19 protein-coding genes and 2 pseudogenes are annotated in these 25,377 nt (G+C 71.8%); 9 read left to right on the forward strand and 12 right to left on the reverse strand.

From position 1 onward, the window contains the following. Positions 1–68: 68 nt before the first annotated feature. Positions 69–662 (forward strand): annotated as a pseudogene (locus tag AC0VYD_RS16425) (DUF7008 domain-containing protein); the annotation flags it as partial. Positions 663–885: 223 nt separating this feature from the next. Here AC0VYD_RS16425 and AC0VYD_RS16430 read toward each other — a convergent pair. The 3 genes from AC0VYD_RS16430 to AC0VYD_RS16440 all read right to left on the reverse strand — a co-directional run bounded on the left by AC0VYD_RS16430 (position 886) and on the right by AC0VYD_RS16440 (position 4,382). Then, the gene (locus tag AC0VYD_RS16430) at positions 886–2,811 is read right to left on the reverse strand and encodes a caspase, EACC1-associated type (RefSeq protein ID WP_475476402.1); all 1,926 of its coding nucleotides are present in this window, start codon (positions 2,809–2,811) and stop codon (positions 886–888) included. Beyond that, positions 2,808–3,197 (reverse strand): effector-associated constant component EACC1, encoded by a 390-nt coding sequence (locus tag AC0VYD_RS16435; protein ID WP_475476403.1) that lies wholly within the window; start codon positions 3,195–3,197, stop codon positions 2,808–2,810. Before AC0VYD_RS16435 ends, AC0VYD_RS16430 begins: the two co-directional genes overlap by 4 nt. A gap of 147 nt (positions 3,198–3,344) precedes the next feature. Then, positions 3,345–4,382: an SEC-C domain-containing protein gene (locus AC0VYD_RS16440; protein WP_475476404.1), complete on the reverse strand. Its 1,038-nt coding sequence runs from the start codon at positions 4,380–4,382 to the stop codon at positions 3,345–3,347. A 213-nt stretch (positions 4,383–4,595) separates the two neighbouring features. On the opposite strand from AC0VYD_RS16440, the gene AC0VYD_RS16445 reads away from it, so the two are divergent. The 5 genes from AC0VYD_RS16445 to AC0VYD_RS16465 all read left to right on the forward strand — a co-directional run bounded on the left by AC0VYD_RS16445 (position 4,596) and on the right by AC0VYD_RS16465 (position 13,989). After that, positions 4,596–4,814, forward strand: coding sequence for a hypothetical protein (locus AC0VYD_RS16445; protein WP_475476405.1), 219 nt, complete (start codon positions 4,596–4,598; stop codon positions 4,812–4,814). Positions 4,815–4,817: 3 nt separating this feature from the next. Beyond that, positions 4,818–7,658, forward strand: a complete 2,841-nt coding sequence (locus AC0VYD_RS16450) for a DEAD/DEAH box helicase (protein ID WP_475476406.1) — start codon at positions 4,818–4,820, stop codon at positions 7,656–7,658. A gap of 515 nt (positions 7,659–8,173) precedes the next feature. After that, positions 8,174–9,967 carry a SpoIIE family protein phosphatase gene (locus AC0VYD_RS16455; protein WP_475476407.1) on the forward strand — a complete coding sequence of 598 codons (1,794 nt, stop codon included), beginning with the start codon at positions 8,174–8,176 and terminating at the stop codon, positions 9,965–9,967. A 152-nt stretch (positions 9,968–10,119) separates the two neighbouring features. Continuing rightward, on the forward strand, positions 10,120–11,751 hold the full coding sequence (locus AC0VYD_RS16460; RefSeq protein ID WP_475476408.1) for an SWIM zinc finger family protein: 1,632 nt from the start codon (positions 10,120–10,122) through the stop codon (positions 11,749–11,751). A gap of 132 nt (positions 11,752–11,883) precedes the next feature. Beyond that, positions 11,884–13,989, forward strand: a complete 2,106-nt coding sequence (locus tag AC0VYD_RS16465; RefSeq protein ID WP_475476409.1) for a plasmid pRiA4b ORF-3 family protein — start codon at positions 11,884–11,886, stop codon at positions 13,987–13,989. Between the two features lie 176 nt (positions 13,990–14,165). Here AC0VYD_RS16465 and AC0VYD_RS16470 read toward each other — a convergent pair. Continuing rightward, positions 14,166–14,405, reverse strand: a pseudogene (locus AC0VYD_RS16470) (C-terminal helicase domain-containing protein); the annotation flags it as partial. Positions 14,406–15,017: 612 nt separating this feature from the next. Between AC0VYD_RS16470 and AC0VYD_RS16475 the strand changes: the two are divergent. From AC0VYD_RS16475 to AC0VYD_RS16485, 3 genes are all read left to right on the forward strand, one after another. Further along, positions 15,018–15,713, forward strand: a complete 696-nt coding sequence (locus tag AC0VYD_RS16475; RefSeq protein ID WP_475476410.1) for a DUF2397 family protein — start codon at positions 15,018–15,020, stop codon at positions 15,711–15,713. Positions 15,714–15,893: 180 nt separating this feature from the next. Next, positions 15,894–16,613, forward strand: a complete 720-nt coding sequence (locus AC0VYD_RS16480; protein ID WP_475476411.1) for a hypothetical protein — start codon at positions 15,894–15,896, stop codon at positions 16,611–16,613. A gap of 4 nt (positions 16,614–16,617) precedes the next feature. Then, a complete protein-coding gene (locus AC0VYD_RS16485; RefSeq protein ID WP_475476412.1) occupies positions 16,618–16,953 on the forward strand; it encodes a hypothetical protein in 336 nt (111 codons plus the stop codon). Positions 16,954–16,987: 34 nt separating this feature from the next. Here AC0VYD_RS16485 and AC0VYD_RS16490 read toward each other — a convergent pair whose 3' ends face one another. From AC0VYD_RS16490 to AC0VYD_RS16525, 8 genes are all read right to left on the reverse strand, one after another. Beyond that, a complete protein-coding gene (locus tag AC0VYD_RS16490; RefSeq protein ID WP_475476413.1) occupies positions 16,988–18,241 on the reverse strand; it encodes a DUF5685 family protein in 1,254 nt (417 codons plus the stop codon). Between the two features lie 138 nt (positions 18,242–18,379). Next, entirely contained in the window at positions 18,380–19,153 is a 774-nt protein-coding gene (locus AC0VYD_RS16495; RefSeq protein ID WP_475476414.1) for an SEC-C metal-binding domain-containing protein, read from the reverse strand. Positions 19,154–19,305: 152 nt separating this feature from the next. Then, positions 19,306–21,297 (reverse strand): hypothetical protein, encoded by a 1,992-nt coding sequence (locus AC0VYD_RS16500; protein ID WP_475476415.1) that lies wholly within the window; start codon positions 21,295–21,297, stop codon positions 19,306–19,308. A gap of 307 nt (positions 21,298–21,604) precedes the next feature. After that, a complete protein-coding gene (locus AC0VYD_RS16505; RefSeq protein WP_475476416.1) occupies positions 21,605–22,576 on the reverse strand; it encodes an aldo/keto reductase in 972 nt (323 codons plus the stop codon). After that, complete coding sequence (locus tag AC0VYD_RS16510; protein ID WP_475476417.1) at positions 22,576–23,025, reverse strand: MerR family transcriptional regulator; 450 nt, start codon at positions 23,023–23,025, stop codon at positions 22,576–22,578. The genes AC0VYD_RS16505 and AC0VYD_RS16510 overlap by 1 nt, the downstream gene beginning before the upstream one ends. Positions 23,026–23,126: 101 nt before the next feature. Beyond that, entirely contained in the window at positions 23,127–23,801 is a 675-nt protein-coding gene (locus AC0VYD_RS16515; RefSeq protein WP_475476418.1) for a TetR/AcrR family transcriptional regulator, read from the reverse strand. 43 nt (positions 23,802–23,844) lie between these two features. Then, positions 23,845–24,618 carry a hypothetical protein gene (locus AC0VYD_RS16520; RefSeq protein WP_475476419.1) on the reverse strand — a complete coding sequence of 258 codons (774 nt, stop codon included), beginning with the start codon at positions 24,616–24,618 and terminating at the stop codon, positions 23,845–23,847. A 68-nt stretch (positions 24,619–24,686) separates the two neighbouring features. After that, positions 24,687–25,364 carry a hypothetical protein gene (locus AC0VYD_RS16525; RefSeq protein ID WP_475476420.1) on the reverse strand — a complete coding sequence of 226 codons (678 nt, stop codon included), beginning with the start codon at positions 25,362–25,364 and terminating at the stop codon, positions 24,687–24,689. Positions 25,365–25,377 lie beyond the last annotated feature (13 nt).

The raw sequence follows: 25,377 nt of genomic DNA on the forward strand, positions 1-25,377 counted from the left end.
GACGGGCCAGACTTCCCTAATCCGCCGATCGAGCCTTTCCCCTCCCGACGCACCGGGGCCAACACGTCCTCTTCGTTGCCGCGCTCAGGTTCCGACCGTCAGGACTGCGCAAGTGGCGGGAGTGGACTCGGCTGTGGGATCGGCAGTGGTCCCGGGAAAGCACTCGAATCGATGAGCTCAGTGAATTCGACGCACCCGATCTCTCGGACGAAAAATCCCCACCAAAGTTCGCCACCACCGACTTCCTCAGAAAGTCGTACTGGGCCAAACGAGGCAAGTTCGACATGGCCGATGAGCGGTTCACCTCCTACTCGGCCAACACCTCCTCCGGGCTCGCCCCGACCAGTGTTCTCGGGTGGGCCGGTTGGGACGCAGCGGAACGCGCCCGGGCCCTGGTGGACCTCATCGAACGGAACCTGGCGCCGCCCCAGGCCTCCACGGAAACCATGGTCCCGCTGCTCGCAGGGCTGGCCGAAGTACTGCCCTGGGTCGACCGGGTGGGGGCCGGGATCGGTCCTCGCTGCTCACCACGCGACGCCCACGAGCTGAAGGAACGGTTCGCGGAGTACCTGGCTCGACTGGAACTCACCGAGGAACAGCTCTCTTCGTGGGCACCTCCCGCTCCCCGTCGCGGGCGCCCTCCCAAGGGAGCCAAACGCTGAAGGCTGGGGAAGGCCGGGCTACTGTTACGGCGTCCGTACAGGACTCCGTCTTCTCGGGTTTGCCCGTGCCTTCCCGTCCCACACTCCACGGCCCGCCGCACATCTGTGGACAGCTGCCCGCCGCAATTGTCGGACCCCGCTGTGGCAACCGCCGCCCGGAGCGAAAGTCGTCCCCACTCACTCTCGTGGCTCCGATCCGGGCCCAGGGTCCAGGATGCGGCACTCACGTTCTGGTCTGAAGCACCAGCGTGCGCGCTCCCCGGTCGTGCACCGTCCGTCCCCACGGATCTCCCTGCGCCGCGAGCGACCAGAGCAGGACCAGGAAGTTCCCCAGCAGCGGGACCGTCTGCGGTAGCCCGAACAGGGCCGCCCTACGCGCCGCCTGTCCGTGCGAGAGCGGCCCGGCGTTCCGTGCGTTCACGACCCTGATGCCCACCATCATCTTGCCGAAGGTCGCGCCCCGGTATCTGAGGAACAACCAGTCGTAGAGGAACAGCAGGACACCCCAGCCGAAAAAGAACAGGACCGCTATGACATAGGCCAGTGCATCCATGAAGCTCTCCGAAACGGTGAACGCCGACACCACCCCGACCGTGACGAAGACGGATCCCAGCGCGAAGAGGAAAACCAGCCCGTAGTCGATGATGCGCGCGGCCAGCCTTTCCCGGAAGCGTGCGAGCGGATCCGCGGCGGGCGACCGCGGCGGGACGCCCGGGGCAGGTGAGAGCGGCCGTGGCGCGGATGGATTTACGGACCCGGAGATCTGCGGCGTTCGTGGTGGGGCCGCGGGCGCGAAGCGTGGCTTAGGGACCGCAGCACCGAGCCCGGGGCCGCGCTGGCCCTCAGGCGGGATCGGAGGTGAGGGCGGTGGAGCCGGTTCCACGGAAACCGATGTGCGGGCGGGGATCACCTCCGCCCGGACTGGTAGATCGGTCTCCTCCGCCCTGCCCTCCAAGGTGAGCGTTCCCTCCAGACTGCCCGCTCGCCTCGTGTCCACCGACACGTCGATGGCGTCCGTCTCCGTCACCACGTGGATCCACTCGTTCCGGGGGCGCGGCACACAGTCGCGGGCCAGGGGCGGCCCCAGGAGCTGAACCCGTCGGTGCGGTTCCTGCTCGTACTGACCGACCCGGCCGAAGTCCAGATGTTCCGGTGAAGGGCGCACCGCCATCTCGGCCAGCGCGTGGGAAGCGTCGTCGGCGATCGACCGGATGTCGTTGCGGACCAGTCCGTGCAGGGCCCGGCACGCCGCCTCCGCGATCTCCCTGTCCTGGCTCTGCAGGCGCCTGCGGAGCTCGGGCACCGAACCGTGCCGAGCAAACGCGTCGGGGCTGGAGACCGCCAGCCTGAGGTCCTCCGGCAGCCCCTCACCGTCGGTCCGCCGCCTCGTACTCCGGGCCAGGTAGACGTTCCCCTGCAGGTGGATGCTGCGGCTGGGCGTCTGGTGCGGGTTCTCCTGGCGCACCCTGTCGTAGACGTAGTCGTACAGCTCGTTGACGGACACGCGCCCGTCCGCGTCCAGGTCCGCCTCGCCCGAGGCCAGCCCCGAGCTGAGCGCCCGGGTGAACACCGAGGGGCACACCTGCCGGTCCGCGCTCAGGTGCGTGCCCTCGAAGGCGTACTCCATCGCGTTGGAGGCGGTGATCACCGCGAATCCGTGTCCGCTGTCGAAGCCCTCCTCGGAGAAGGTGTCGAACACGTTCACGTCACCGGCCGCGCGCGGAACCATTCCCTCCATGAAGGCACCGCCGTAGCAGCAGTCGAGGAGGAGCACGATGTTGCGGGCCCTGCACTCGGTCATGCACCTGCGAACGAAGTCCGCCGACACCGTGGTCGAGGACAGCCGGTGGGGCAGGGTGTCGGCGGCTGCGAAGAAGAGCTGCCCCGAGGCGTTCTTCAGGCCGTGGCAGGAGAAGTGCAGCAGCAGTGAGTCGTTCTGGGTGCGGTCGGCGAAGAAGTCCTCCACCTGTCTGGCCACCATGTAGGCGGGCCTGTTGCGCACAACCCCGACCCCGAACCCGCCGATCTCCGGGTTCTCCAGGACCTCGGCCAGGGCGACGGCGTCCTCTCCCGGTGCGAGCAGGTGTTCGAGGCCGTCGTCCTCGTAGGTGTCCGTGGCGACGATCAGGGCGTGGCGATCGCCGTTCACCGCTGCTCACCGTTGCCGGAGTGGCGGCCGACGAAGAGGTCGAACGACCTCGCGGCCTGCTCGGTAGAGGCGTCGGAGATCTCCAGGACGTCCCCGTCGATCACCAGTCGGATGGTCGGGCGCTCCCGGCACCGGGCCCGCCAGCGCCGGACGGCGTCGATGACCCTGCCCAAGGCTGCGGCGGACTGGTTGAGCGTCACCAGCAGGGCTCCGACCTCGACCATGTCCCAGCCGCGTGAGCCGGGCGGGGCCTGGCCGCCCCGCTGAGGGGCGACGTCGTGCACGTCGAGCTGGAGCAACTCGCGCCGTAGTTGGCGGGCCATCTCGTCCAGGTGGTCGGCGGAGGTCCCCTCGTCGGTGAGGAGAACCTTCAATGATGTGTCCACTGGTCGGCTCCCACTCCGTCGCTGGGTGGAACACCCCAGCCCACGAATGACTGATATGCACCAGTCTGCTCCTTTTTGCGACGAACATAAATGGAACGCCCTTTACGGACCCGCGATAGTGCCTACCGCTCACGTGCCCGGCGGGGCTCAACGCGCGTTCGCGGATCCGCAGCACTTCTTGTACTTGCGCCCCGACGCGCACCAGCACCGCTGGTTGCGCTCGGGCGGCCAGGGACACAGCCGCGGGTCATCGGGTGCCAGGGTGTCGCTCCACGCGCCGCGGAGCTCGCGGTCCGAGGCGTCCCCGCCCCTCTCGCGTGCGAACTCCCGCATCTCCGCGACCGAGAACAGCACCGTGTACCAGTCCAGGTCCGGTTGCTCACGCGCGTACTCGCGCATCACCCGCTCTCCCGCCCGGAAGTACGCGTCCGCGCCCTTCTCCGCCGCCTCCCCGTCCAGCAGCCCGCTCTCCACCGCCAGGGCGAAGTCCTCCCTGGAGCAGAGGACCTGACGCCCCTCCTGGCGTCCGGGCTGGACCGGGTGAGGTCCCGGTCGGTCCGGGGAGCCCGCACCGGGGTTGAACAGCCCTCCCAGGACCTCCTCGGGGTCGGCGCGGTCGCGCACCGCGGCGTCGAACTCGTCCGGGGCGTACCCGAGCTCCTCGCGGACCTTCGCCCTTCCGATCAGGGGGAAGGCGAACATCAGAGCCATGTCGTCCAGCTCCTCGGCGCCGCCCGCCAGGTACTTCCGCGAGGCGACGTTGTAGCAGCCCAACGCGGCTTCCAGGCGGCCGTGTTCCACCATCGTCTCGGCCAGGAGGCCGACCGGTCCCTCCTGGAGGACCCCGGATGCGGTCAGGTCGGCCAGGAGACGTTCGGCCCGGGCGTCCGCCTCGGAACTCTCCTTCCGGAGCAGGAACTCCAGTTTCTCCACGGCCGCGTACTGGCGGTCCTCGACCTGCGGCGCGTGAGCCATCAGGGCTTCGAGGACCCGCACCGCCCGTTCCGGATGTTCAGCGGCACCGGACACGCTGGCCTCTTCCAGGAGGATCTCGCCCGCGGATTCCGCGTACCGGTCCAACTCCTCGAGGACGTGCTCCGGCAGTCCGAGCGGGGCCACAGCTGCCACCAGCGTTCCACCGGACGGGTCGACCTCGTGGTCGGGGGACAGAGTGTTGTGCGCCATGCCGACACGCTAACCATGGTCCGCCCTTACCCGGGCACGAATCCGCACATCCACTCACGTTCCTGTCGCCGCGCCCTCGGCTACTGGCCGGATGCGGCCACCGGGCGTCCTGGCTTCGGGGACCCCGTCCCGGAGCTGGTAGGAACATTGAGTGATCACCTGCTTCCACGGGGGTGATCGGGAGAACTCGACCGGCAGCGCGGGGAGCAGTGCGTGGGCAAGGGTGACAAGCAACGGGCGAAGGTCATCGACTTCTGGCGCGCGGTGGAGATGTTCGAGCCCACGGACGTTCCGCACCCCACCAAGAGGGGCGCGTTCAAGCCGGTGATCGACCTGCGGGAGGACGCGCCCCTACCATGGAGCCCCGGCCACCGCTACCAGGGCACGGAGACCCTCAGGGCGGGCCAGGAGTGGCGGCACACCGTGTACTGAGGGGTGTTCCCGCTGGAGTCGGTCCAGCAGCTCCTGGAGGAGCGGTTCGGGCGGGACGACGAGGACGCCGACGACTACGCCCCCGGGGACGCGGCGCTGTTCGCCTTCGAGGTGGACCACCTCGGCCGCGCCCTCCTGGAGAGCGACTCCCTGTCCAGCTGCGGCTGGGCGGTCGGGCGGACCCTGGGGGCCGGACCCGACTCCCCCGACTGGTTGGACGGCTTCGAGGCCGCCCAGGAGCGCTGCCGACTGCTGTTCGAATGGTTGGTGACAGAGCCGGCTCCGGGTCCGGCCCGCGCCCTGCTGTCCATGGTGAGCGGAGAGGGTTTCCTCGAACTCTCCCTCGGTGAGCTGTGGGACCTGGCCGAGGAGGTCCTCGACGGTATCCGCCGTGAGGACGAGGAGGACTCCGCGGCCGACCTCTTCCCGGGGCTGGGCGCGGAGGCCGACGCCCCGCACGGTCGGCGCCGGCGGGTCCTGGGTGCGCAGGAGCTGGAGGCCTGCCTCACCGTCGCGCTGCGGATCAGCGGCGCGGACGCGTTCGTGCCCTCGACGCTGCGGGTGGCCAGCCGTCGGATCTCCGAGGCAGGCGGCGCGAAGGAGGAGGAGCGCCAGCTCACGGTTCTGCAGCAGCGGGCCGCCGCCCGCGACGAGTGCGACTTTCCCGAGAAGCCCCCGCAGCCGGGTGAGTCCGTGTTCCTCAACAGCTTCATCTCCGAGGACCTGGGACGGGTTGCCGCCGCCGTGCGGCAGGGCGATATGGGAGAGGCGCTGCGCACCTACCTGTACTCGGAGTCCGAGTGCGATGCCATCGGCCGGGTGGACCTGCGCGAGGAGGGCTCGGACCTGCTTCGACGCGTCCTGCCCGAGCACATGCCCCTGGCCCGGTGGCCCGGCAAGGACACCCATCCCCTGGCTCTGAGCCAGCAGATCGCGGTCAACAGCATCGTGGACACGATCGGCGACGGCTCGGGGATCTTCTCCGTCAACGGTCCGCCCGGGACGGGAAAGACCACGCTCCTGCGGGATCTGATCGCCCATGTCGTGGTCGAGCGCGCGATGGCTCTGAGTGCCCTTGCCCGGCCGGAGGACGCCTTCGCGGACTCGACCGGGTGGAGCACCGAGGACGGCTCCACCACCGTGCACCCGTTCGTCCCGTCCCTGACCGGGCACGAGATTGTGGTGGCCTCGGCAAACAACGGCGCGGTGGAGAACGTGACCAGGGAGATCCCGGCCGTGGAGGCCGTGGACGAGCAGTGGCGCGACCGCGCGAACTTCTTCGCCGAGATCGGCGGGCGGGTGCTGGACAGGCCCGCCTGGGGCACGATGGCGGCGCGGTTGGGCAACATGACCAACCGCACCCACTTCGCGCAGCACTGGTGGCAGGGCGGTTACGGCAAACGGGTCGACGGACGGTACGTACCGCCGCCCGGCGGGATGCGGGAGTTCCTCAAGGAGGCGGCGGCCACCAAGCGTCCCAAGAACGTCAAGGCCAAACGGTGGCTCAAGGCGGTGGAAGCGTTCACCGAAGTGATCCGCAACGCCGAGAGGCTGCGTGAGGAGCGCGCGGCCCTCCCCCGGCTGTGGCACCGCATGCGAAAGCTCCGGGGATCGACCTCCCAGAAGGACCAGGCCGAACTGGACCGCCTACACGAACAGAACCAGCGTGCCCTGGTGCGCTTCGGGGACCACGTTCCGACCTCGGCGCTGCTTGATGACGACGTCAAACGGGAACTGAGCGCGCCCTGGAACGACCCGGAGATGGCGCGGGCCCGCACCGAGGTCTTCCTGGCCGCGCTCCGGTTGCACCAGGACTTCATCGAAGCCGTGCCCGGGAAGATGCTGCGCAACCTCCAGGCCGCCGAGGCTGTGCTGCGAGGCCGTTCGCCCGGTGACGCACCGGAGCAGGCCGTGCTCTCCGCCTGGCAGAGCCTGTTCTTCGTCGTCCCGGTGGTGTCGACGACCTTCGCCTCCTTCGCCCGGTTGTTCGGCGGACTGGGTTCGGAGTCCCTTGGCTGGCTGCTGGTGGACGAGGCCGGCCAGGCCACACCGCAGCAGGTGGCAGGCGCGCTGTGGCGTTCGCGTCGGGCGGTCATGGTCGGCGATCCGCTCCAGTTGGAACCGATCTGCACCCTGCCGTTCACCACCCAGCAGGCCCTGCGCCGCAAGTACGAGGTGGATGAGAAGTGGTTGCCGGTGTGGTCGTCGGTGCAGACTCTGGCGGACCAGGTGAACCCGTTGGGCACCGAGTTGGTCGGGGCCGATGGGGACGAGATCTGGGTCGGGGCCCCGTTGCGTGTCCACCGGCGCTGCGACGACCCGATGTTCAGCGTCTCCAACAAGGTGGCCTATCAGGAGATGATGGTGCACGGCACCCCGCAGAGGTCTCCCTCGAAGCTCTACAGGAGCCTGTGGATCGATGTTCCCAACCGTGACGGGCACAGTGAGGAGAGCTGGATCCCGGCCGAGGGCATGGCTCTGAAACGCGTTCTCAAACAGCTTGAGGGGACAGGGCAGAAGATGAGCCAGGTCTTCGTGGTCTCTCCGTTTCGCACGGTGGCCAGGAAGGCGCTGGGGATCGCGCGGGAGTTCGGGGTCACCGATGGTGGAACGATCCACCGAACCCAAGGGCGTGAGGCGGACGTCGTGGTCTTCGTACTCGGTGGGGACCCCCGCAGGCCCGGCGCCAAGCGATGGGCCGCGAAGAAACCCAACCTCGTGAACGTCGCCGCCAGTCGTGCCAAGCGGCGCCTGTACGTGATCGGGGACCATGCTTCCTGGTCACAACTGGACCACTTCGACGTACTGGGCAGCGAGCTGGAGCCTTGGGAGATCACCCCGTAGTAGAGCTGTGCGTGCAGAACCGGAAGGGCCCGGCGTAACGGTGGGCCTCCCGACTGAGACGGCGATGGCGCGCACCGCAGCGGGCACGTCGTTCCCCGTTCGATGACCTGTCGGCGCTGGCGGAGTAGCCGGGGTCCGGAGCGGGGGCGGGCAAGACCGGCATGCTGCGCCCCGAGGGCAGGCAGCCCGGGGAGTGCTCGGCAACGCTCCCCCGGAGCCGTGACATGCCACTGACGGGGCAATGCCCCCTCCGGGCTGTTCGGGGGACCACACTGTACTGCGTCGACCGAGGTCGATTCAGGAGACTTCGTGTGTACGCACCCGGTGCGAGCGGGTATCTCGCTTCAACCCGAGACGATCCCCGCAGCGGTCTCGGCCGGAACCGGCACCGGTGGGGCGGTGTCCCCGCCGTGGGAGCCCGGCCTCCGTGCCCGGGGCCCGCGGCCCGGCGGCCTCAGCGGTGTGAGAACCGGAGGTGGAGGATGGGCGACAGCGGCTGGCCGACGGAGGCCGGCATGTTGCGTGCGGTGTTCGACAGCGTGGGCGCGGGAATGCTCGTCATCGACTCCACGGGCCGCATCACCGCCTCCAACCCCTACGCGCAGCAGATCGTCGATCGTTCCCGGGAGCAGCTGCTGGGCGCGGACGTGCACGACCTGCTGCACCGCGACGCGGACGGGAACGAGGTGTCGCGCCGGGAGTGCCCCGTCCTGGGCGTGTTCGACAGCGGCAGGCCGGCCGAGGGAAGCGAGGAGTTCTACCTCGGCGGAGACGGCTCGCTCGTGCCCATCATCTGGGCGGCCACGCCCCTCCAGCACGGGGAGGGCCCGGAAAGCGTCGTCATCGTCTTCCACAACTTCAAGAAGCACCGCGACGCCAGCGAGCAGACGGCGGCGCACCTGGCGACCCTGGAGGAGCTCACCGCCCAGCTGAGCATGGTGGCGGAGGTCTCCGTCCTGCTCATCTCCTCCCCGCAGACCGGAGAGGTGTTGGACAAGCTGGTGCGGCTGCTGGTGCCGGACCTGGGCGACTGGGCGGTGATCGACCTGCTCCCGGAGGGGGACACGGAGAAGGGGATGCGGCGCGTTGCCGTGCACTCCCTGGGCGACCACGGCACCGCGGAGTCGTTGAAGGGTCCGCTGCCGCCGCTGTCCCGTACCTCCCGTGCGGCACTGGCGCGCGCCGTGTACAGCAACCGGCCCGTACTGATCGACACGGGGACCCAGGCCGGCGCACCGGACGACCCGCTCGCCCTGGCGCACCGGCAACTGTTCGAGCACCTGGGCGAGGGCTGCGCGGTGGTGGTGCCGATGTACACCCGTAGGGGGATCTTCGGCGCGCTGACCGTGGCCCGGACCGGACGGCAGGCCGCCTACACCGACGCCGAGGTCCTGGTGCTGAGCGACATCGCACGGCGCGCCGCGCTGGTGATCAAGAACAACTGGCTCTTCGAGCAGCAGCGCGACATGGCCGAAACCCTGCAACGCCAGCTCCTGACCCCCCTGCCGCAGGTCGACCACCTGCAGTTCGCCGCCCGTTACGAACCGGCGAAGCAGACCTCCGAGGTGGGCGGGGACTGGTACGACGCCTTCCTCCTGGCCGACGGTGTCACGTGCATGGTCATCGGTGACGTGGTCGGGCACGACCTCCAGGCCGCCGCGCACATGGCAGAGGTCCGCAACATGCTGCGCGCCCTGGCCTGGGACCGCCAGGAACCCCCCAGCACGATCATGCGGCGGTTGGACGAGGTCATGACCAACACCAGCGACGCCCCCATGGCCACCGCCGTCTTCGCCCGTCTGGACGGACCCGACGGCGGCCCCTGGCACCTGCACTGGGTCAACGCCGGGCATCCCCCGCCCCTGCTCGTCACCGCCGACGGCCGCGCCCGCTACCTGGGAGAGGACCACGGCCCCCTGCTCGGCACGAGCGCCGCCCTGCACCTGGGTCTGGAGTGGCCCGACGTCCGCGAGGAACTCCCCGCACGCTCCACCGTGCTCTTCTACACCGATGGCCTGGTCGAGAGCCGCGACCAGCATCTGGACACGGGACTGGACCAGCTGCGCCACCACGCCGCCGCCCTGGTCGGCCTCGGCCTGGAGGAATTCCTCGACGGGCTCCTCGCCCGGATGGGCCCCAGCGGTGACGACGTCGCCCTACTGGCCATGCGCCTGCCCGCGGAGGGCCAGGGCGCCGACCACGACACGGCGCCGCCACAGCACGCGCACAGCCCCGCCACCACTGATCGGGGCGCTCCCGGCTCCCGTGTCGAGGGCACCCCCGTCAGGGACACCTCCGACCCGGCATAGGCCCCCTGGACCACTGGTCGTCGGTGCGCGGCCCGTCGGAACCGTGTCCGCGCACCGGGGACCGGTCCTGCTTCGCGGCGGCCTGGTCCCGGGGCCGGCCGGAGGGCCGGAAAACGATCACGGGGCTCCGCTGACGGCGGTTCAATGGACCCATGCCCTCCTACACACGTGAAGACCTCATCCAGTTGGCCGGTGCGAAGTCCTACCACCGCGGGGTCGGTTACGTCCCCCGGGTGAGGGGGGTGACCCTCGCCGGGAACACGGTGCGCGGACTCGTCTCCGGCACGGACCTGTACCGGGTGGAGCTGACGCCGCGGCGGCGCGGGCTGGAGTGGGACTGCGACTGCCCGTGGGCCGAGGACGGCAACTTCTGCAAGCACTGCGTCGCCCTGGGGCTGGTGCACCTGGACATGACCGCTCAGGACGCCGTCCTGCCGCAGACCCCGGACGTGCGCGCCTACCTGGGCTCGCTCGACGGCACCGCGCTGGTGGACCTGGTGCTGGAGGCCGCCGGGGCACTACCCGAGTTGCGGCAGCGGTTGGAGTTGCGCGCGGCCCTGGCGGGCGGAGGCGCGGCCGACGGCGCCGGACGGGCGATGGTCGACGGGGCTCTGCGACTCGGGGATTTCGTGGGGTACGAGGAGGCCCGCGGGTACGCGGAGCGGGTACACGGAGTGGCAGGGGAACTGGAGCGGCTCCTGGAGGCGGGTGCCGCGGGCGAGGCCGAACGGCTGGCCCGGCACGCCGTCGGGGTCCTGGACGAGCACGCGGGGATGGTCGACGACTCGGCCGGGTACCTGGGCGGGGCGGGGGCCCGTCTGGTGGAGGCGCACGTGGCGGCGTGCACGGTGGCCGGGCCGGACCCCCTGGTGTTGGCGGGGTGGCTGCTGGACATGCAGCTGGACGGGTCGGGTTGCCCCGAGCTGCTGTTGGAGTCCTACGCGGACGTACTCGGCGAGGAGGGGCTGGAGCGCTACCGCCAGGACCTGTTCGAGGGCGAGCTCGGCGACGCGGCCCGGGGGTGGGCGGTCGAGTTCCTGAGGTCGGAGTACGCGCGGGTGGTCGGGGACACCGATCTGTTGGTCCGGGCGTACGCCTCCGGGGAGCACGTGCACTACGCGGGGATCGTGGCGGCGCTGGAGGAGGACGGCCGGTCCGGCGAGGCGTTGGAGTGGGCGGAGCGGGGACTGCGGGAGAGTGGGGCACATCCCGACGCGCGGCTCCTGGACCACGTGGTGCGCGCCTACCGGGACGCGGGACGCGGCGAGGAGCTCCGGGCCCTGCGATGGGAGGTCTTCGAGCGCTCCCCGACACCGCACGCCTACCGGGCCCTGCGCGAGGACTCCCCACGGGACGGGTGGCCCGCGGTGCGTGAACAGGCGCTGGCACTGTTGCGCCGGGCCGCGGCCAGGCGAAGCGCCGCGCACTTCCCGTGCACGCTGGTGGAGGTGCTGTTGGACGAGGGCAACGCCGAGGCGGTCTGGGAGGCGGCCGTGGAGCACGGCTGTGACGACGGCCAGTGGCTTCGGGTGGCCGCTCTCCGGGAGGAGTCCCACCCCGAGGACGCGATCGGGGTGTACCTGCCGCGGGTCGAAGCGAAGGTCGCGTTGACCGACACGCGCCTGTACCCGGAGGCCGCGAGGCTGGCCAGGCGGGTGCACGAGCTGTACGGGCGGCTGGGACGGGCGGACGAGGCGAGGGCGTTCGTGGCGGGGCTGCGGGCCGGGCACCGGCGCAAGCGGCGGTTCCTGGCCGAGCTCGACCGGGTGGGTCTGGGCGGATGAGCTCCGGCGGTCACGCTCTCCCCTCACGGACGCCACTCGCTGGCGCCCCTGGTCGGCCGAACCACTGCGAGACGGCCCGCGAAGCGGTAGGAGTGGTACCCGTACACAGGGTTCGGACAGTGGGGAACAGCGATGGCGGAGAAAACTCTCGAGAACCGGGTGTACCGGCTTCGGATCGTGTTGGAGAGGACCGAGCCGCAGGTGTGGCGGCTGGTGGAGGTACCCGCCGATCTCAGGCTGAGCCAGTTGCACCTGGTCATCCAGGTCGCGATGGGCTGGGAGCACGCGCACCCACACGCTTTCGAGTTCGGCAGGCGGCGCTACTGCGAGGAGGGCGGGGCGGGGTTCGACACCGGCGACCTGGACGAGTTCGAGGCCAGGGTCGGCGACGTTCTGAGCCGCAAAGGGTCCAAGGGTGTCTACACCTACGACTTCGGGGACGACTGGCGGCACCTGATCGTCGTGGAGGCGACCGGGAAGGCAGAGCCGGACACGCTCTATCCGCGGGTGCTGGACGGTCACGGCGGTGGGCCGCCGGAGGACTGCGGCGGGGTGTACGGGTTCGAGATCCTGCGCCGTCTGCGCGAGCACCCCGAGGAGCTCGGGGACGGGTTCCACGGTGAAGCCGAGGAACAGCGCATGTGGGTGGAATCGCTCGAACCCGACGAGCTGGACCTGGCGGAGATCCAGCAGGAACTGCGGGAGGTGTTCGACGGGACGGCCCTGGAGGAAGGCGGCGTGCTGGCGGACGAGGACCTGTCCCCGGTACGGCCGGTGTCGTTGCCTCCCGAGGAGGAGCTGGCCGCCGTGGCCGTGGAGACCTCTCCCCTGCGCGAGCTGCTGGCGCTGGCGCGGTGGGTCTCACCCGGCAGGAAGCTGACCAGGACGGGGGCTCCCCGACCGGACGACGTGCGCGCCGCGGTCGAGGAGCTCGACCTGTGGCCGCACTCCTCCGAGGCGCAGGCCCGGGAGCGGGCTGGGCGGGTGCAGCGGCTGCGTGCCGCCAGGGAGCTCCCGGAGTTCGTGGTCCTGTGGCGCGATGCCGTGGACCTGGGGCTGATCGAGATCGGGGCCACGGACGCGCACACCTGCCCCGAACTCCTCGGGGAGGGCCCGGCCCCGGACAGGGTTCTGGAGTGGTGGACGGAACTGTTCGAGGCCGACGTCGAGGGGTCCGCCGAGGACGGGGACTCCCCCTTCGGCGCGTACAGCGACCTCGAACTGGTCTTCGTGGTCCTGCGCACGCTCTATGAGGCTCCCGACGAGTTCGAGACCGACCTCGCCGAAGTGGCGGACCTGATGGACGCGGGTATCGAACAGGAGCTCGCGGACGTCGAGGGCTTCACAGGTGTCGGAGACCCGGAGAGCCTCTCCACCGATTACAGCGGCCTGTCGGGCGGCGCCACGCTCCCGCCGCTGTACCGGGCGATGCTCCGGATCGCGCCGAGCGGCGGCCTGCGACTGGTCGACGCCACCCCCGCCGGGGTCCGCGATGCGGTTCTGGACCAGTCCCTGTTCGGCACGGCCCCCGGAGCGGACCGGGTCACTGCGGCCATCGACTGCTCGGTGGTGCTCACCCCGTTGGGCCGCTACGGGCTGCGGCAGATGCTGCTGCGTTCAGGCGTTCCGGCACCGCTCAGCGGGGAGATGGCCGGTACCGACGCGGCCGAGTTCCTCGACGCGCTGGGCGCGCTGCCCCCGGAACTCTACTCGGCCGAGATCGCGCCGTGGCTGGCCGAACGCAGCCTGTCGGAGGCGGTGCGGCAGGTCGTCGGGGCCGCTTCGGAACTCACCGCCGCCGACGCCGTCCGTCGGGCCCTGGCCTCCGAGGTCCTGGGCTCGGCGGGAGAGGCCGCACTCCCGGAGCTGCGCGCTCTGCTGGGTTCCGACCGCCCCGGGGTCCGCGGTCTCGCGGCCGGCGCTCTGCTCTCCGCCCCCGGGCTCACGGAGGAGGAACGCGAGGACCTGCACACCGAGTACGGTCCCTGGTTGACGATCGACCGGATGTCGGGGCCGCTGGAGCTCGGTGAGGAGAGCTTCGCCCACCTGCTCGGCCTGGCCGCCGCGGAGGGCGCTGGGCCCGTCGAGCGGACCCTGGTGGAGGGGGCCGAGGATCTGTGGAAGGTCGACCATCCGTCGACGGTCGCCGTACTGGAGGCGCTGGGTCGTCTGCACCAGGACAAGAAGGCGGCGAAGGCGGCGCGCCGCGCGGCGCACAAGGCTCGCAGTCGGAGCTGACCCGGTCGGGGCCGGAGCAGGTGAGGTCTCACTCCCCCGGGCGGGGCCACAGCCTTGCGGGTCTGCGTCTCGGCTGAGTGCGGCGTACATCGGGGCCAGGAGGGAGGTCACGGCCGGGGGGGGCGCCCTCCCAGTGGGAGAGCGGGTCGAAGGGGCGGGGCCGGGCGAGCGGTGTTCTGACCGATGCGGAAGGCCCGGTCGGTGGCCTGGTCCCCCACGGCCGGGTTCCACCAGCGGTCGAAGTGGACGACCTGGTCGGCGGCGGTGAGGTCGAGTCCGGTGCCCGCCGCCTTGAGGGAGAGCAGGAACAGCGCGGGCTGGTCGCTGTTCTGGAACCGGTCGACCAGTTCCTCGCGCTTCCTGCGGGAGGTCCCGCCGTGCAGCCACAGCACCGGCAGGTCCAGTGACTCTGCCAGACCTTCCGGACCCAGCGCGTAGGGGTGGGTGCGGGTCCGCTTCCGGGAAGAGGTGGCGGCGGGTAGGTCGGAATCGATCGCCCGGACCCGGAGCCGGTCCGATTCCCAGAGGGCCTCTATGACGCGCACACGCTCCACTGCCGGGGTTGGGCGCGGTTCGCGTGACGCTTTCGGCCGCTTCTGCGGCCGAGTCCTCCTGCTGTGTCCCGCTTCCCGGTAGCTTGAAGTGAAGGGTTCGACGATGTGCTGGAGGGATTGGGGTACAGGGGTTGCGAGCTGTTCTTGGTTGAGTGTGCGCAAGTGTGCATGAGTGCGTATGGGTGGGTGCTGGCGTGATGGTGGTTGTGCTGGTGTCACGCCGATCCGGTTGCTGTGGGTGTGCGATCCGGGGCACCTGGTGTGGTGTCGGTGTTCGGGCCCCCTTGCCACCGGTGCGATGGCCCGGAGCCTCCCGTGCACTTGTGGCCACACCCCCGTGGCCGGGTCGTGAGGGAACCGGCCTCCCGGGACCGGACCGCGCACGGGATGCGTGCTGCGGGCCCGGGGCCCGAGTACGCCGGGAACCAGTGCACCCAGGACCGTTCGGGGCGTGCGACCGGGCAGGGGCGACCCATGCTCAGTTTTGAGGAACGGTTCGAGCGGCTTCCGGCGCGGATCTTCGACTTCACCTCCGGTAGCCGGCGCGACCTGTACTTCGCGGTCCTGCACGTGTTCAACGACGCCAACGAGCGGTTGGAGACGGCGCTGCTGCTGGATCAGGTCCACGAGCGGCTGCCGGGGACGGGCTTCGCCGAGCCCACGGAGGGGCCGGAGGTGGAGGCTGCCCTGCGCCACCTGGAGTCGATCGGACTGGGGGAGGCGCTGTCGCAGCCCTGCCCCGTGGTGTTCGTGGTGGAGAACCCGTCGATCCTCGCGCACGCCCAACGCGCCCTGGGCACGCGCTGCCCTCCCCTGGTCTGTGTCTCGGGTTGGCCGAACAGTGCGGCGATCACCCTGTTGCGGAGGCTCTCCGAGGACGAGGCCGAACTGCGCTACCACGGGGGCTTCGACGGGGAGGGACTGCGTATCACCGCCCACCTCATGGCCGTGGCCGGTGTCCTCCCCTGGCGCATGGGGACCGGCGACTACCTGGCGGCACACTCCCGGGTCCGTGAAACCCCGGCGCCCGGACGGGTCACCCCCGCACCGTGGGACCCGGATCTGGCCGCCACCATCATCGCGAAGGGGGCCGCCGTCCACGAGGAGAGGGTCGCGGACCTCCTCCTGGAGGATCTCCGGACCGGGACCACCCCTGACCGCACCACCTGACCGACACCTCGTCGAACGTACGCGGAACGACGGGACGAGGACCCGGGCCGCGGTCGGGGGACACCGGGCGTAAGGGTCGGGGCTGTGGAGGAGCGGCCCGGTTGTCCACAGGCTCTGAGCGGGGATCGCGGATGCGGTTCATGATGGGAGGGCATCCGTTCCACCCCTCCGGGAGCCGCGATGATCACCACGTTCTTCCCCTTCGATCCGAACCCCGACCGGCTGGAGCGTCTCGCCCGGGAACACGCCAGGCAGTTGGATCTGGACCGTGGCACGGACAGCACCGCGGTCCCGCCGCCACGGCTGGTCGTCAACTATCTGCGCCACGAGTGCACCGACTACGACCTTGACCAGAGCGGGGCGCGGCACCGGGCCGCCTGCGAGGCGATCGGGCTGCGGTTCCCCTGGTTGGCCGAGGAGTGCGAACGCCAGATCGCCCAACGCGCGGCACGGGACGCCCTGGCGGAGGAGTGCGGTCAGGCAATGGCAGCGGAGGTACGACGGCGCCGGGAGGAACACCGTGCCCTGGTGGCGCGGTCGCGCGAGGTGATCAGGGGAATGCACGTGGGCCAGCGGGTGAGTTTCCGGTTCGGGCGCTACCAGTACACCGGGGTGCTCACCAGGATCGGCCGGTCGAGGGTAACGGTGGCCTACCGGGTGGCGACCGGCCGTGACCGCGACAGGGTGAGGTTGGTGCACGCCGCACTGCTCACCCCGGTGGAGGAGGATCCGGTCAGCAGACCCAACCTGCCCCGAACCCGGGGTTCACGGCCGGTGTCGGCTCGTCCTTCCGCAGCGTACGGAGGTGCGGTGGGCGGGGCCGCGCGGTCGGGTTCTTTGAATTCGTGGCGCGTTGAACACCAAAAGTTGCACAATCGTCACTCTGTAGGTGCAGAGTAAGAGAATGAAGCGCTGCGATTTCTGTGAACTCCCCATCGGCGAGGGCTGCGCCTGTGCGCTGCCCCGCGACTACATCGGTAACTGTGGGACGGGCACCCCGTTCTCCACCACGAGGCTGTCCCCTTCCGGTGACGCGATCATCATCTCCCTGCGGGGCGTGGCCCACCGGCTCGGCTGCTCGCACCAGGCCGACGCGAACGTCAGGGCCCCGCACTGGGGCTGGATCAACTACCCGGACCCGAAGCTGTGGCAGCGGATCAGCATGAGTTCCCCGCTCCGGGCCACCGGGGGCAACACCAAACGGGCTGCCACCCGCCGGTGCCGGAGCTGCGACCGCTGAGGGTCCCCGGTAGGCAGCGCCCCGGAGAGCCAGGTCAGGCGCAGCAGCTGCAGACCTCACAGCAGTTGCAGCAGCTGCAGCATTCACAGACACCGCACCAGGAGTCCCGGGGCTGGCCGGACCAGGGCCCGGGATGGGGGTCGCGGCAGCAGAACTGACAGGTGCAGCACATGAACAGTGCGGTGGCGCAACCCGTCAGGAATCCCCGTTTCCGGGGCGGTTCCTGCTGGGCTGGGGTGTCGCACGCGCAGGCGGTGCAGCATCCCCCCTTGCTCCGGCCCCGGCCGGAACCGTGGTCCCCGCCGTGGCCGCCGCCGGGTCCGTGCTGTCCGCCGTGACCGCCGGCGCCCCGGTGTCCGGGGGGCGACGAACCGTGGTGGGGCGGTTGGTGACGTCCCCCGCCGGGACCCGGGCCGTACTGCGGGCCGGGGTGTCCGGCGTGCGCGAAGGTGCGGGCGACGGCGCGCCGCAGTTCCCGTTCCAGGAGCACCCGGACCAGGCGGTCGTCACCGAACTCGGTCTCCCGCAGGGCCAGCTCGACACCGAGGACGGCGTCCTCGCAGAGCTCCCGGGCCCGACCGGTCGGGGTGGCGGTGGCGGTGAGCGGGTTCCAGGCGCCGTTGGCCAGGTCCTCCTCCCGGTCCTCGACGGCGTCCAACAGGTGCGCCACACGGCCGAAGAGGCGGCCCGCCTCGCGCAGGGGTTCGACGTTGGCGGGGACCCCGGCCAGAACCGCGGTGTGCGCGAAGGCCTCGCCGGTGGCCTCCTCGGTCGGCCGGGTCACGGTGAGCACGTCCGTGCCCTCCCTGGCGGAGAGCTCGGCCTCCCGCTGCCGGTCGACCACGGAGACCAGCGCGCCGCCCCCGAAACCGAGCCTGTTCCCGGACGCCTGTGCACCGCTGCGCCACCGGTCGGCCACCCGTCCGGCGACGGTGCGCACACCGGGGCGGGCGTAGGGGCCGTCCCCGTCCTCGATGTGGTCGCTGATCTTGGCGGAGGCGAGCATCAGTGACACCGCGGCGGCCAGGTGCGCGCCGGAACCGTCGGCGACCCGGGCCCCGCGCATGCCGCGCAGAGGGCAGCGGCCAGCCGTGCGGGTACCGGCGTGCTCCTCGGACTGGGCCGCGGTCAGGACCGACAGCAGGAGGCCGTCGTAGTTGGTGGCGACCCTGGAGGCCTGGCCGTGCTCGTCACGCAGTGCCAGGCACAGCCCGCACATGTGGGACATCCACTCCCGAGCCAGGTCCTCGGGCAGGCTGTGCCGACAGGGCCGCAGGATTCCGAACACGAACCGTCACCTCTTCTCCCGGTGCGCCGGGTGCGCACCGACGGAGGTTGTGACTCCCGAACCGCCGAACGGGTTCCCGGTTCGTCGAACCCGTGACCGTCCGGCCGCGGTCCGGGGCCTGAGGCGTGCCGGTGCGGTTCAGCGCGCCAGTGGGGAGCCGCAGCACTTCTTGTACTTGCGACCCGAACCGCAGGAGCACGGTTCGTTGCGTCCGGGGGTCGGCGGGGTGGAGCGCTGGCCGGGCCCGGGCCGGGCGGCGGAGTCGGCGGGCCGGGGCCGCTCGGGGGCGTTGCCGCCGGGGGCGTTGCCGCCGGGGGCGTCGCCGCTCAGGTCGGCGAGGTTCTCCACCGGGGGCAGGTAGGCGTCGGTGGAGCGGGTCGCCAGGTCGTGGGCGTCCGGGGCCATACCGAGCAGTTCACGCATCCGGGCGCGGCCCAGCAGGGGCATCAGACCGAGCCGGTTGAGCTCGGCAACGGTCTCCGGGGGCTGGGCGAGGATGCCCCGGCAGACGACGTTGTAGCAGTGCAGGGCCCTGTCGTGCTCGCCCCGGGCGGCGAGGTCCTCGGCGAGGAGGAGGGCCACGCCCCGGTCCAGCCCGGGGCCCGTCAGCTCTTCCAGGAGCTGGTCGGCCTCCGCGTCCCGGCCTTCGGCGCGCAGCATCCCGGCGAGCTGGTTGGTCGCGAACTGGCGGTGTCCGCTGTGGGGCGCGTGTTCGCGCAGGGCCTCGGCCAGGGTCCGCGCGGCGCCGGGGTTCCGCTCGCGGAGCGCGTCCACCGCGTCGAGGAGGATCTCGCCCGCCTCGTCCGGGAAGGAGCTCAGGTCCTTCAGGTGCTGCTCGGGCAGGGCGAGGCCGCGGACGGTGTCCCACAACGGCCGCGGGACCGCGGTGGGGGCCGGCGAAGAATCGGTCATGGCACCAGGTTAGGGCGTTTTCGGTGGCTGCCGCCCGTCGTGGCGGAGGCGGGCGCCCCGGTGGGTCGGGGGTCACAGCGCCCGGGCCGGGGACCACCGTGTCCCCGGTCGTGCCCGTGCGGGGACACGGCCGGGGCGGAGCACAGCGGCGCTTACCCGGAAGAGGTGAGGGGGCGGGTCAGACCGGCCAGGAGTTCGAGAACGCCCTGACCGCTGCGGGCGCCGACCTCCAGCCCCGCGGCGAAGGCCACGACGAGCAGGGCCAGGGCGAGGAGGACCAGGGGCCAGCGGCGCCCGGGGGTGGCGGAGGCGGATTCGGCTTCGATCCAGGACTGGTCCAAGCGAGCGATCTCCCTGCGTAGTTCCTGGACCTCGGCGTGGTAGTGGTCGCGTTCGGCGCGGACCCGTTGGAGTTCGGCCCGTTCGGCTCGCACGGCCGCCCGGGCGTCGACGACGTCCTCGTGGGCGCCCGCGGGGCCGCGTTTGGCGTGCCACCGCTCCAGGCGGGAGAGGGGGAGGTCGACGTACTGGGTGGGCCAGTTGTCGTCAGGGTCCTCGGCTGCTTCCCCGACGTCGGGCTCGGTCTCGGCCGCGTAGTCGGAGGGCTCCTCCTCCGCGGTTTCCAGGACGGGGAGGGGCGGGGCGTCGGCGGGGGTGCGGGTCTGCGGCAGGAGGGCCGGGGACTCGGGGTCTCCGGGTGGGCGGGGGTCGTGGGTCTGCGAAGGCTCGGGAATGTCACGGGTGGGCGGGGTTTCGGGGGTCGTGCCGGACCGGGGGGACGGCGGGGTCCCTGCGGTGGCGGCACCGGATTCCGCCCTGCCGGGTTCCGGGGGCTCCTCGTCGCACGCCTGCCGGGGGCTGCGCCTGGCCACACCCAGGAAGGTGCGCGCGCCCGCGCCCCGGAAGCCGCCGGCCGGTTCGCTCCAGGCCTCCTGGGCGGAGGTGTCCTGGGGCTGGTCCTCGGCGAAGGGGTCGGGTGCCTCCGCCAGGGCACTCCCGGCCCCGTCCTCGAAGCCCGCGTCCTCGGCCCCGCCCTCGGGTTCCGGTCCGTTCCCGGTGTCCGGCCCCGGTGCCCGTTCCCGCAGAAGAGCGGTCGGGTCCTCCGGGAGCCCGGGCAGGTCCTCCACCGGTGGGGGTGCCTCGACACGGGGGGCCGCCGTGGGCCGGGGCCTGGGGTCGAACCAGTCGCGGAGCAGTTCCCGGCGGTCGGCGAAGGTGGCGGCCCGCGGCACGCCCCGGGAGTGCAGGTGTTCGGCGAGCGCGTCTCCGCCCTCCTCCCGCAGGACGGTGACCAGTCCGTCGGCGACCTTGAGCTGGTCGAGCGGGGTCGGCGACAGGAAGGGGGATCCCGGGGCCGGGTTCGCGGCGGGCGGTCCGAAGGCCAGGTGGGGTCCGTCCCCGGTGCCGAGGACGGGGTCGTAGGTGGAGAAGGACCAGTGCCATCCCGCGGCGGGGAGGGCGGCGCTCGGGGTGAGGACCTCGTGCAGGGTCCGGTGCAGGCCCCAGAGGAAACGCATCTGGACGGCCTGCCACAGGTCGGCGCGGTCGGGGTCCAGGGTGATGTGGATGGGCCGGTCCGGGTGTTCGAGGGCGCGGGCGAGCGCTCCGACGAGGATCGGTTCGTCGTCGATCCGGGTCTCGGCGGCGCGGCGGTCGCGGGTGCGCAGGGCGCCGGGGGCCGCGGTGCGTTCCCAGGGTTCGGGGACGGGTAGAGCCGGCATGGTGGCCCAGCCGGGTGTCGGGGGTCTGCGCGCGGCGGGGCGCGTGTTGGGGTTCTCGTGCATGGCCAGGATCCGGGAGAAGGTCAACCCCCGGGTGGGGCCCACGATCGCCCAGGCGTGGGCTTCGCGGACGTCGCCGGGCCAGCGGTAGACGAGGGCGCTCTGGCCGTCCGGGTAGTGGCGGGCCCAGAGGGTCTCTGGGTAGGCGGCCGGTTCGGTGCCGGGCAGAGCGGCGCGGTAGTCCGCGGTGAGTGCGGGGACCAGCCGGTCGCGCCAGGAGCGCAGGACCGGCTGGTCCTGTTGCGGGAGGGAGGTCGCCGCCGGTCCGGGACCGACGCGGCCGAGCAGGGTGGGTTCTGCCCAGGCGAAGTGGATCTGGTGGTGGGCACCGGGGTCCGCTTCCAACGATGTGCTCTCGGGCAAGTGCCCCTCCCACGATTGACGGATCCGCGGTGCACGCGGCCACTCTCACTGGTTCGCGGACCTGCGGCGCGCGCGGCCCCTTCTGGCCGCGCGCCTTCCTAGGGAAGGTATCCGCCGGAAGCGTCAAGAAACCGTGAAAGCGGAGTTATGCGGTTGTTTGCGAGCTTTGAGAAGAAAGGGGTACCGCAGGTCGGTGCGGGACCACGGGGAGGGGACCACGGGGCTCAGATCCCGGGGACTAGACCGCTGGCGGGCCGGAGCGCGGGCAGGGCCCCGGGAGCGGGCGGGGCCCCGGGGAGCAGGCCGGTCAGTGCGCGGCGGTGAGCCGGGCGTGCTGTTCGGCGGTGAGGGTGAGGTCGGTGGCTTCCAGCGCCTCGTCGAGCTGGGCCGTGGTGCTGACCCCGACCAGCGGGATGATCTGCGGCTCGTGGTCCATCAACCAGGCGAGGACGACCTGGTTGCGGGTGGCGCCGCTCTCCTCGGCCACCCCGTCCAGGGCGGCCAGGCGCGCGGTGGTGCCCGGGTGGTCGTAGGCGTACTCCAGTGGCCGGTCGGGCCGGGTGTAGGCCCCGTTCAGCAGGGGTGTGTAGGCGACCAGGGCGTACTCGCGGCCCTGGGTCCCCTCGGCGCGGACGAAGTCCAGGAGTTCGGGGGTCAGGTGCCTGTGGCCCGTGGACTCCAGGGGTGCGTCGTGACGGGGCTGGAGGTAGCTGTAGCGGTACTGGAGCACCCGCGGCCGCGGCCAGCCCCTGGCCTGGGCGGTGGCGCGGGCCCGCTCCAGCCGCCAGGTGCGGTGGTTGCTGATGCCGAGTTCCCGGACGGTCCCCTCGGCGACGAGCTGGGCGAAGGCCCCGACGGTCTCCTCGACGGGTGTCCCCGGGTCCTCCCGGTGGGCGTACAGCAGGTCCAGGGCGTCCACGCCCAGCCGTTCGCGGCTGCGTTCGGCGGCCGTCGCCACCACCTCGGCCGAAAGCCCCTCCTGCGCCTCCAGTCCCGCTCCGGGGACGGTGGGCTGGGCGCCGACCTTGGTGGCGATGACGACCTCGTCGGTGACGCCGCGCTCGCGCCGCCAGCGGCCGAGGAAGGTCTCGCTCTCGTGCCCCTGGCCGCCCTCCACCCAGAACTGGTAGCAGTCGGCTGTGTCCACGAAGGTGCCGCCCGCCTCGACGAAGCGGTCGAGCAGGGCCGCGGAGGTGGCGGCGTCGGTCGTGCTGCCGAACTTCATCGCGCCCAGGCACAGGGCGCTGACGGTGCGGCCGTTGACGGTGGTGTAACGCATCAGCTGCCCTCCCCCGCGGAGGCCGTTTCCGGGACGGACCCGGAGTCCGGCGAGGTCAGGGGCCGCTCGGCGGGAGCGGGTTTCTCGGCGAGCACACCGAGGTAGTAGTCGATCTTGTGCTGAATGGTGTGCTGCCTCTCGCGCAGCTCGGCGATGCGCGCGTCGAGGTGGTACTGATGGCTCTGCAGCACCTCCAGGCGGTCGGGAATGGTGTGGTCGCCGTCGCGGACGAGTTCGGCGAAGTCCCGCAGCCGCGCGATGGGCATGTCGGTGTCCCGCAGGCACCGGACCAGGTGGAGCAGTTCGACGTCGTCGGTGCGGTAGCGGCGGTGTCCGCTGGGCGCGCGGTCCACCTGCCGGAGCAGGCCCGCCTTCTCGTAGTAGCGCAGGGTGTCCAGTGTGAGGCCGAAACGCTCGGCGACCTCTCCGGGTGTGAAGTAGTCACTCATCCGGCAAGCATGCGACCTGGAGTGCACTCCAGGTCAAGCCCCGGGGTCCGCTCTTCGCCGGACCGGTGCGGCCCGCGCCGGTTCCGGCCGGGCGGCCCCGGTCAGGTCCCGCTGCCGCGGATGGCGCCGACGACGGCCTCGGTGAGGTCGTCGATGATCTCGGACTCGCTCACCTCCGGGTGTTCGAGCCACCACTCCCCCGCCGCCTGGACCATGCCCACGACGGCGTGCGCGGCGATCTGGGAGCGCAGGCGCCCCTGGATGCGGCGTTCGGTCAGCAGCAGGTCGGCGAGCTCCTCGCCCAGACGGCGCACCATGAGCCCCAGGTCGCTGCGGGTGCGCACGTCCTCTGAGGTGGCCCGGTCCATGAGGAACCGGTAGAGGTTGAGGTTCTGCGAGATCATCGACAGGTACGCGCCGACCGTGGCCCGGGCGCGCACGTCGAAGTCGGTGTGCTGGTACAGCTCGGAGCGGATCGCCTCGATGAGCGGGTCCACGTGGCGTCGGGCCAGCGCGCGGTAGAGGCCGCCCTTGTCGCCGAAGTGCCGGTAGAGGATGGGTTTGCTGATGCCCGCCTCGGTGGCGATGGCCAGCATGGAGGCGTCGGGGCCGTCGCGTTGGATCACCCGGTCGGCGGCGTCCAGGATGGCCCGCCGCCGTTGGGGGTCGCGGCCGCGCCCGCTCCGTCCCTGCCGGGGCGCCGGGGCTTCGTCGGAGGGCTTGCCGGAGGCGCCGTTGTCGGCTGGCACGGTCTGCTGCGTGTTTTCGAAGGCCACAAGGGTTCACCGTAGCGGAGGGTCAGGTGCGGCGGTTGCGGGCTCAGGAGCGGAGCGCGATCCAGGTCGCGCGGGCCTGGGCGAGCAGGCGGCCCGTCTCGTCGTAGAGGGCGCTGCCGGTGTGCACCTTGCGGCCGTCGACGGATTCCAGGTGGCCCATGACGACCGCGGTGGAGCCGACCACGGGCAGGTCCAGGACCTGCGCGCTCATCCGGCCCAGGACGATGGGGCGGCCGGAGACGTCGCTGGACCAGCCGCCGGGGCAGTCGAGCGCCGCCCAGACCTGGGCGGGTGCGGCCCTGCCGTCGCCGCCGTCCACGGCTTCCAGGACGTCCCACGTGCAGGCGACGGTGTTGCCGACCCCGTCGGGCCCCCGGCCCGGTCGGACCGAACCCGCGAACAGGCGCAGGCCCTCGCCCTCTGTGCGTGCGGGGCCGCAGCTGTAGCAGCGCGGGAAGGGGTGGTCGGTCAGGCCCGCGTAGCGCTTCCGGGCCCGGGCGGCCTCGTCGACGGTGACCGGGCCGCCGGGGACGGCGGCCTCGTCGAAGGGGGCGGCGCGGACGGCTTCGGCGACCAGGCGCGCCTTGTCCCGGGCGGTGGGGTCGACCAGCCGGAGCCCCTCCTCGGGGGTGCCCTCCACCGTCAGCGTCCGGTCCAGCGGAGGCGGGGTGCGCAGGGTGACCTGGACGGCCGGACCGCCCGGGGCGGTCAGCAGGCCGGCGAGCAGGCCTGCGCTGTAGCCTCCGTTGCCGGAGCCGTCGGGGCCGTTGAAGGCCGCCGGGATGGTGAGGGTGGGGGCGCCGTTGCCTGGTGTCATGGCTCACAGGGTAGTCGGAACGGGGCGGGTGGTTTCGACCGCCCCGACCGGTTCTGCGGTGCGGGCGTTCAGGACGGGGCCAGTTCGGGACGGCCCAGACGGGTGAGGGTCCGGGAGAACCAGGGACCGGACGCCGGGCCGCCCTGTCGGACCCACTCCTCGGTGAGCGCACGGAAGGCCCTCTCACGCGAGCGGTGGCCGCGCCGCGCCCCAGCGGCGAGGACGGCCGTACCGGCCCCGGCCAGGGCGGAGCAGAGCGCGCGCACCAGGTCCCGGTCAGCCGTGTCCGCGGGTCGCGACCGCATCCGCAGCATGGCCGCGACGAGCAGTCGGGCGGTCGTCCAGGCCTCGGGTGCCAGGGTGCCGCCGGGCGTCTCCGCAGCCGACGGTCGGCGCTGCCGCATGCGGCGCGGCCTGCGCGGCGACGGTTGCGGGTGCAGTAGGCCGTCCAGGGTGTACCCGCTCTCCCGGGCCCGGTCCGCCATCCATCTCCGCCGGTCCGGTCCGAAGTCCGCCATCCAGGCCAGCGCGGCCCGGGCCCGCCGTTCGCGTGCCCGGGCGGTGGGGGCCACCGCCGCCCGGAACAGCGGCAGGGTGTTGTTGTCCCACACGTCCGCGGTCCGCTGGATGGCGGGCCGGTCGTAGGTCTCCGCCGCCGCCTCGGCGATCTGGGCCACCGAGCGGTCGAGGAGGGCGCCCAGAGCTTCGGCCGCACGGGGCCGTGCAAGACCCGAAGGTACGGTCATCCGTCCGAGGTTA

This window comes from Nocardiopsis sp. iso_40 (assembly GCF_056173285.1).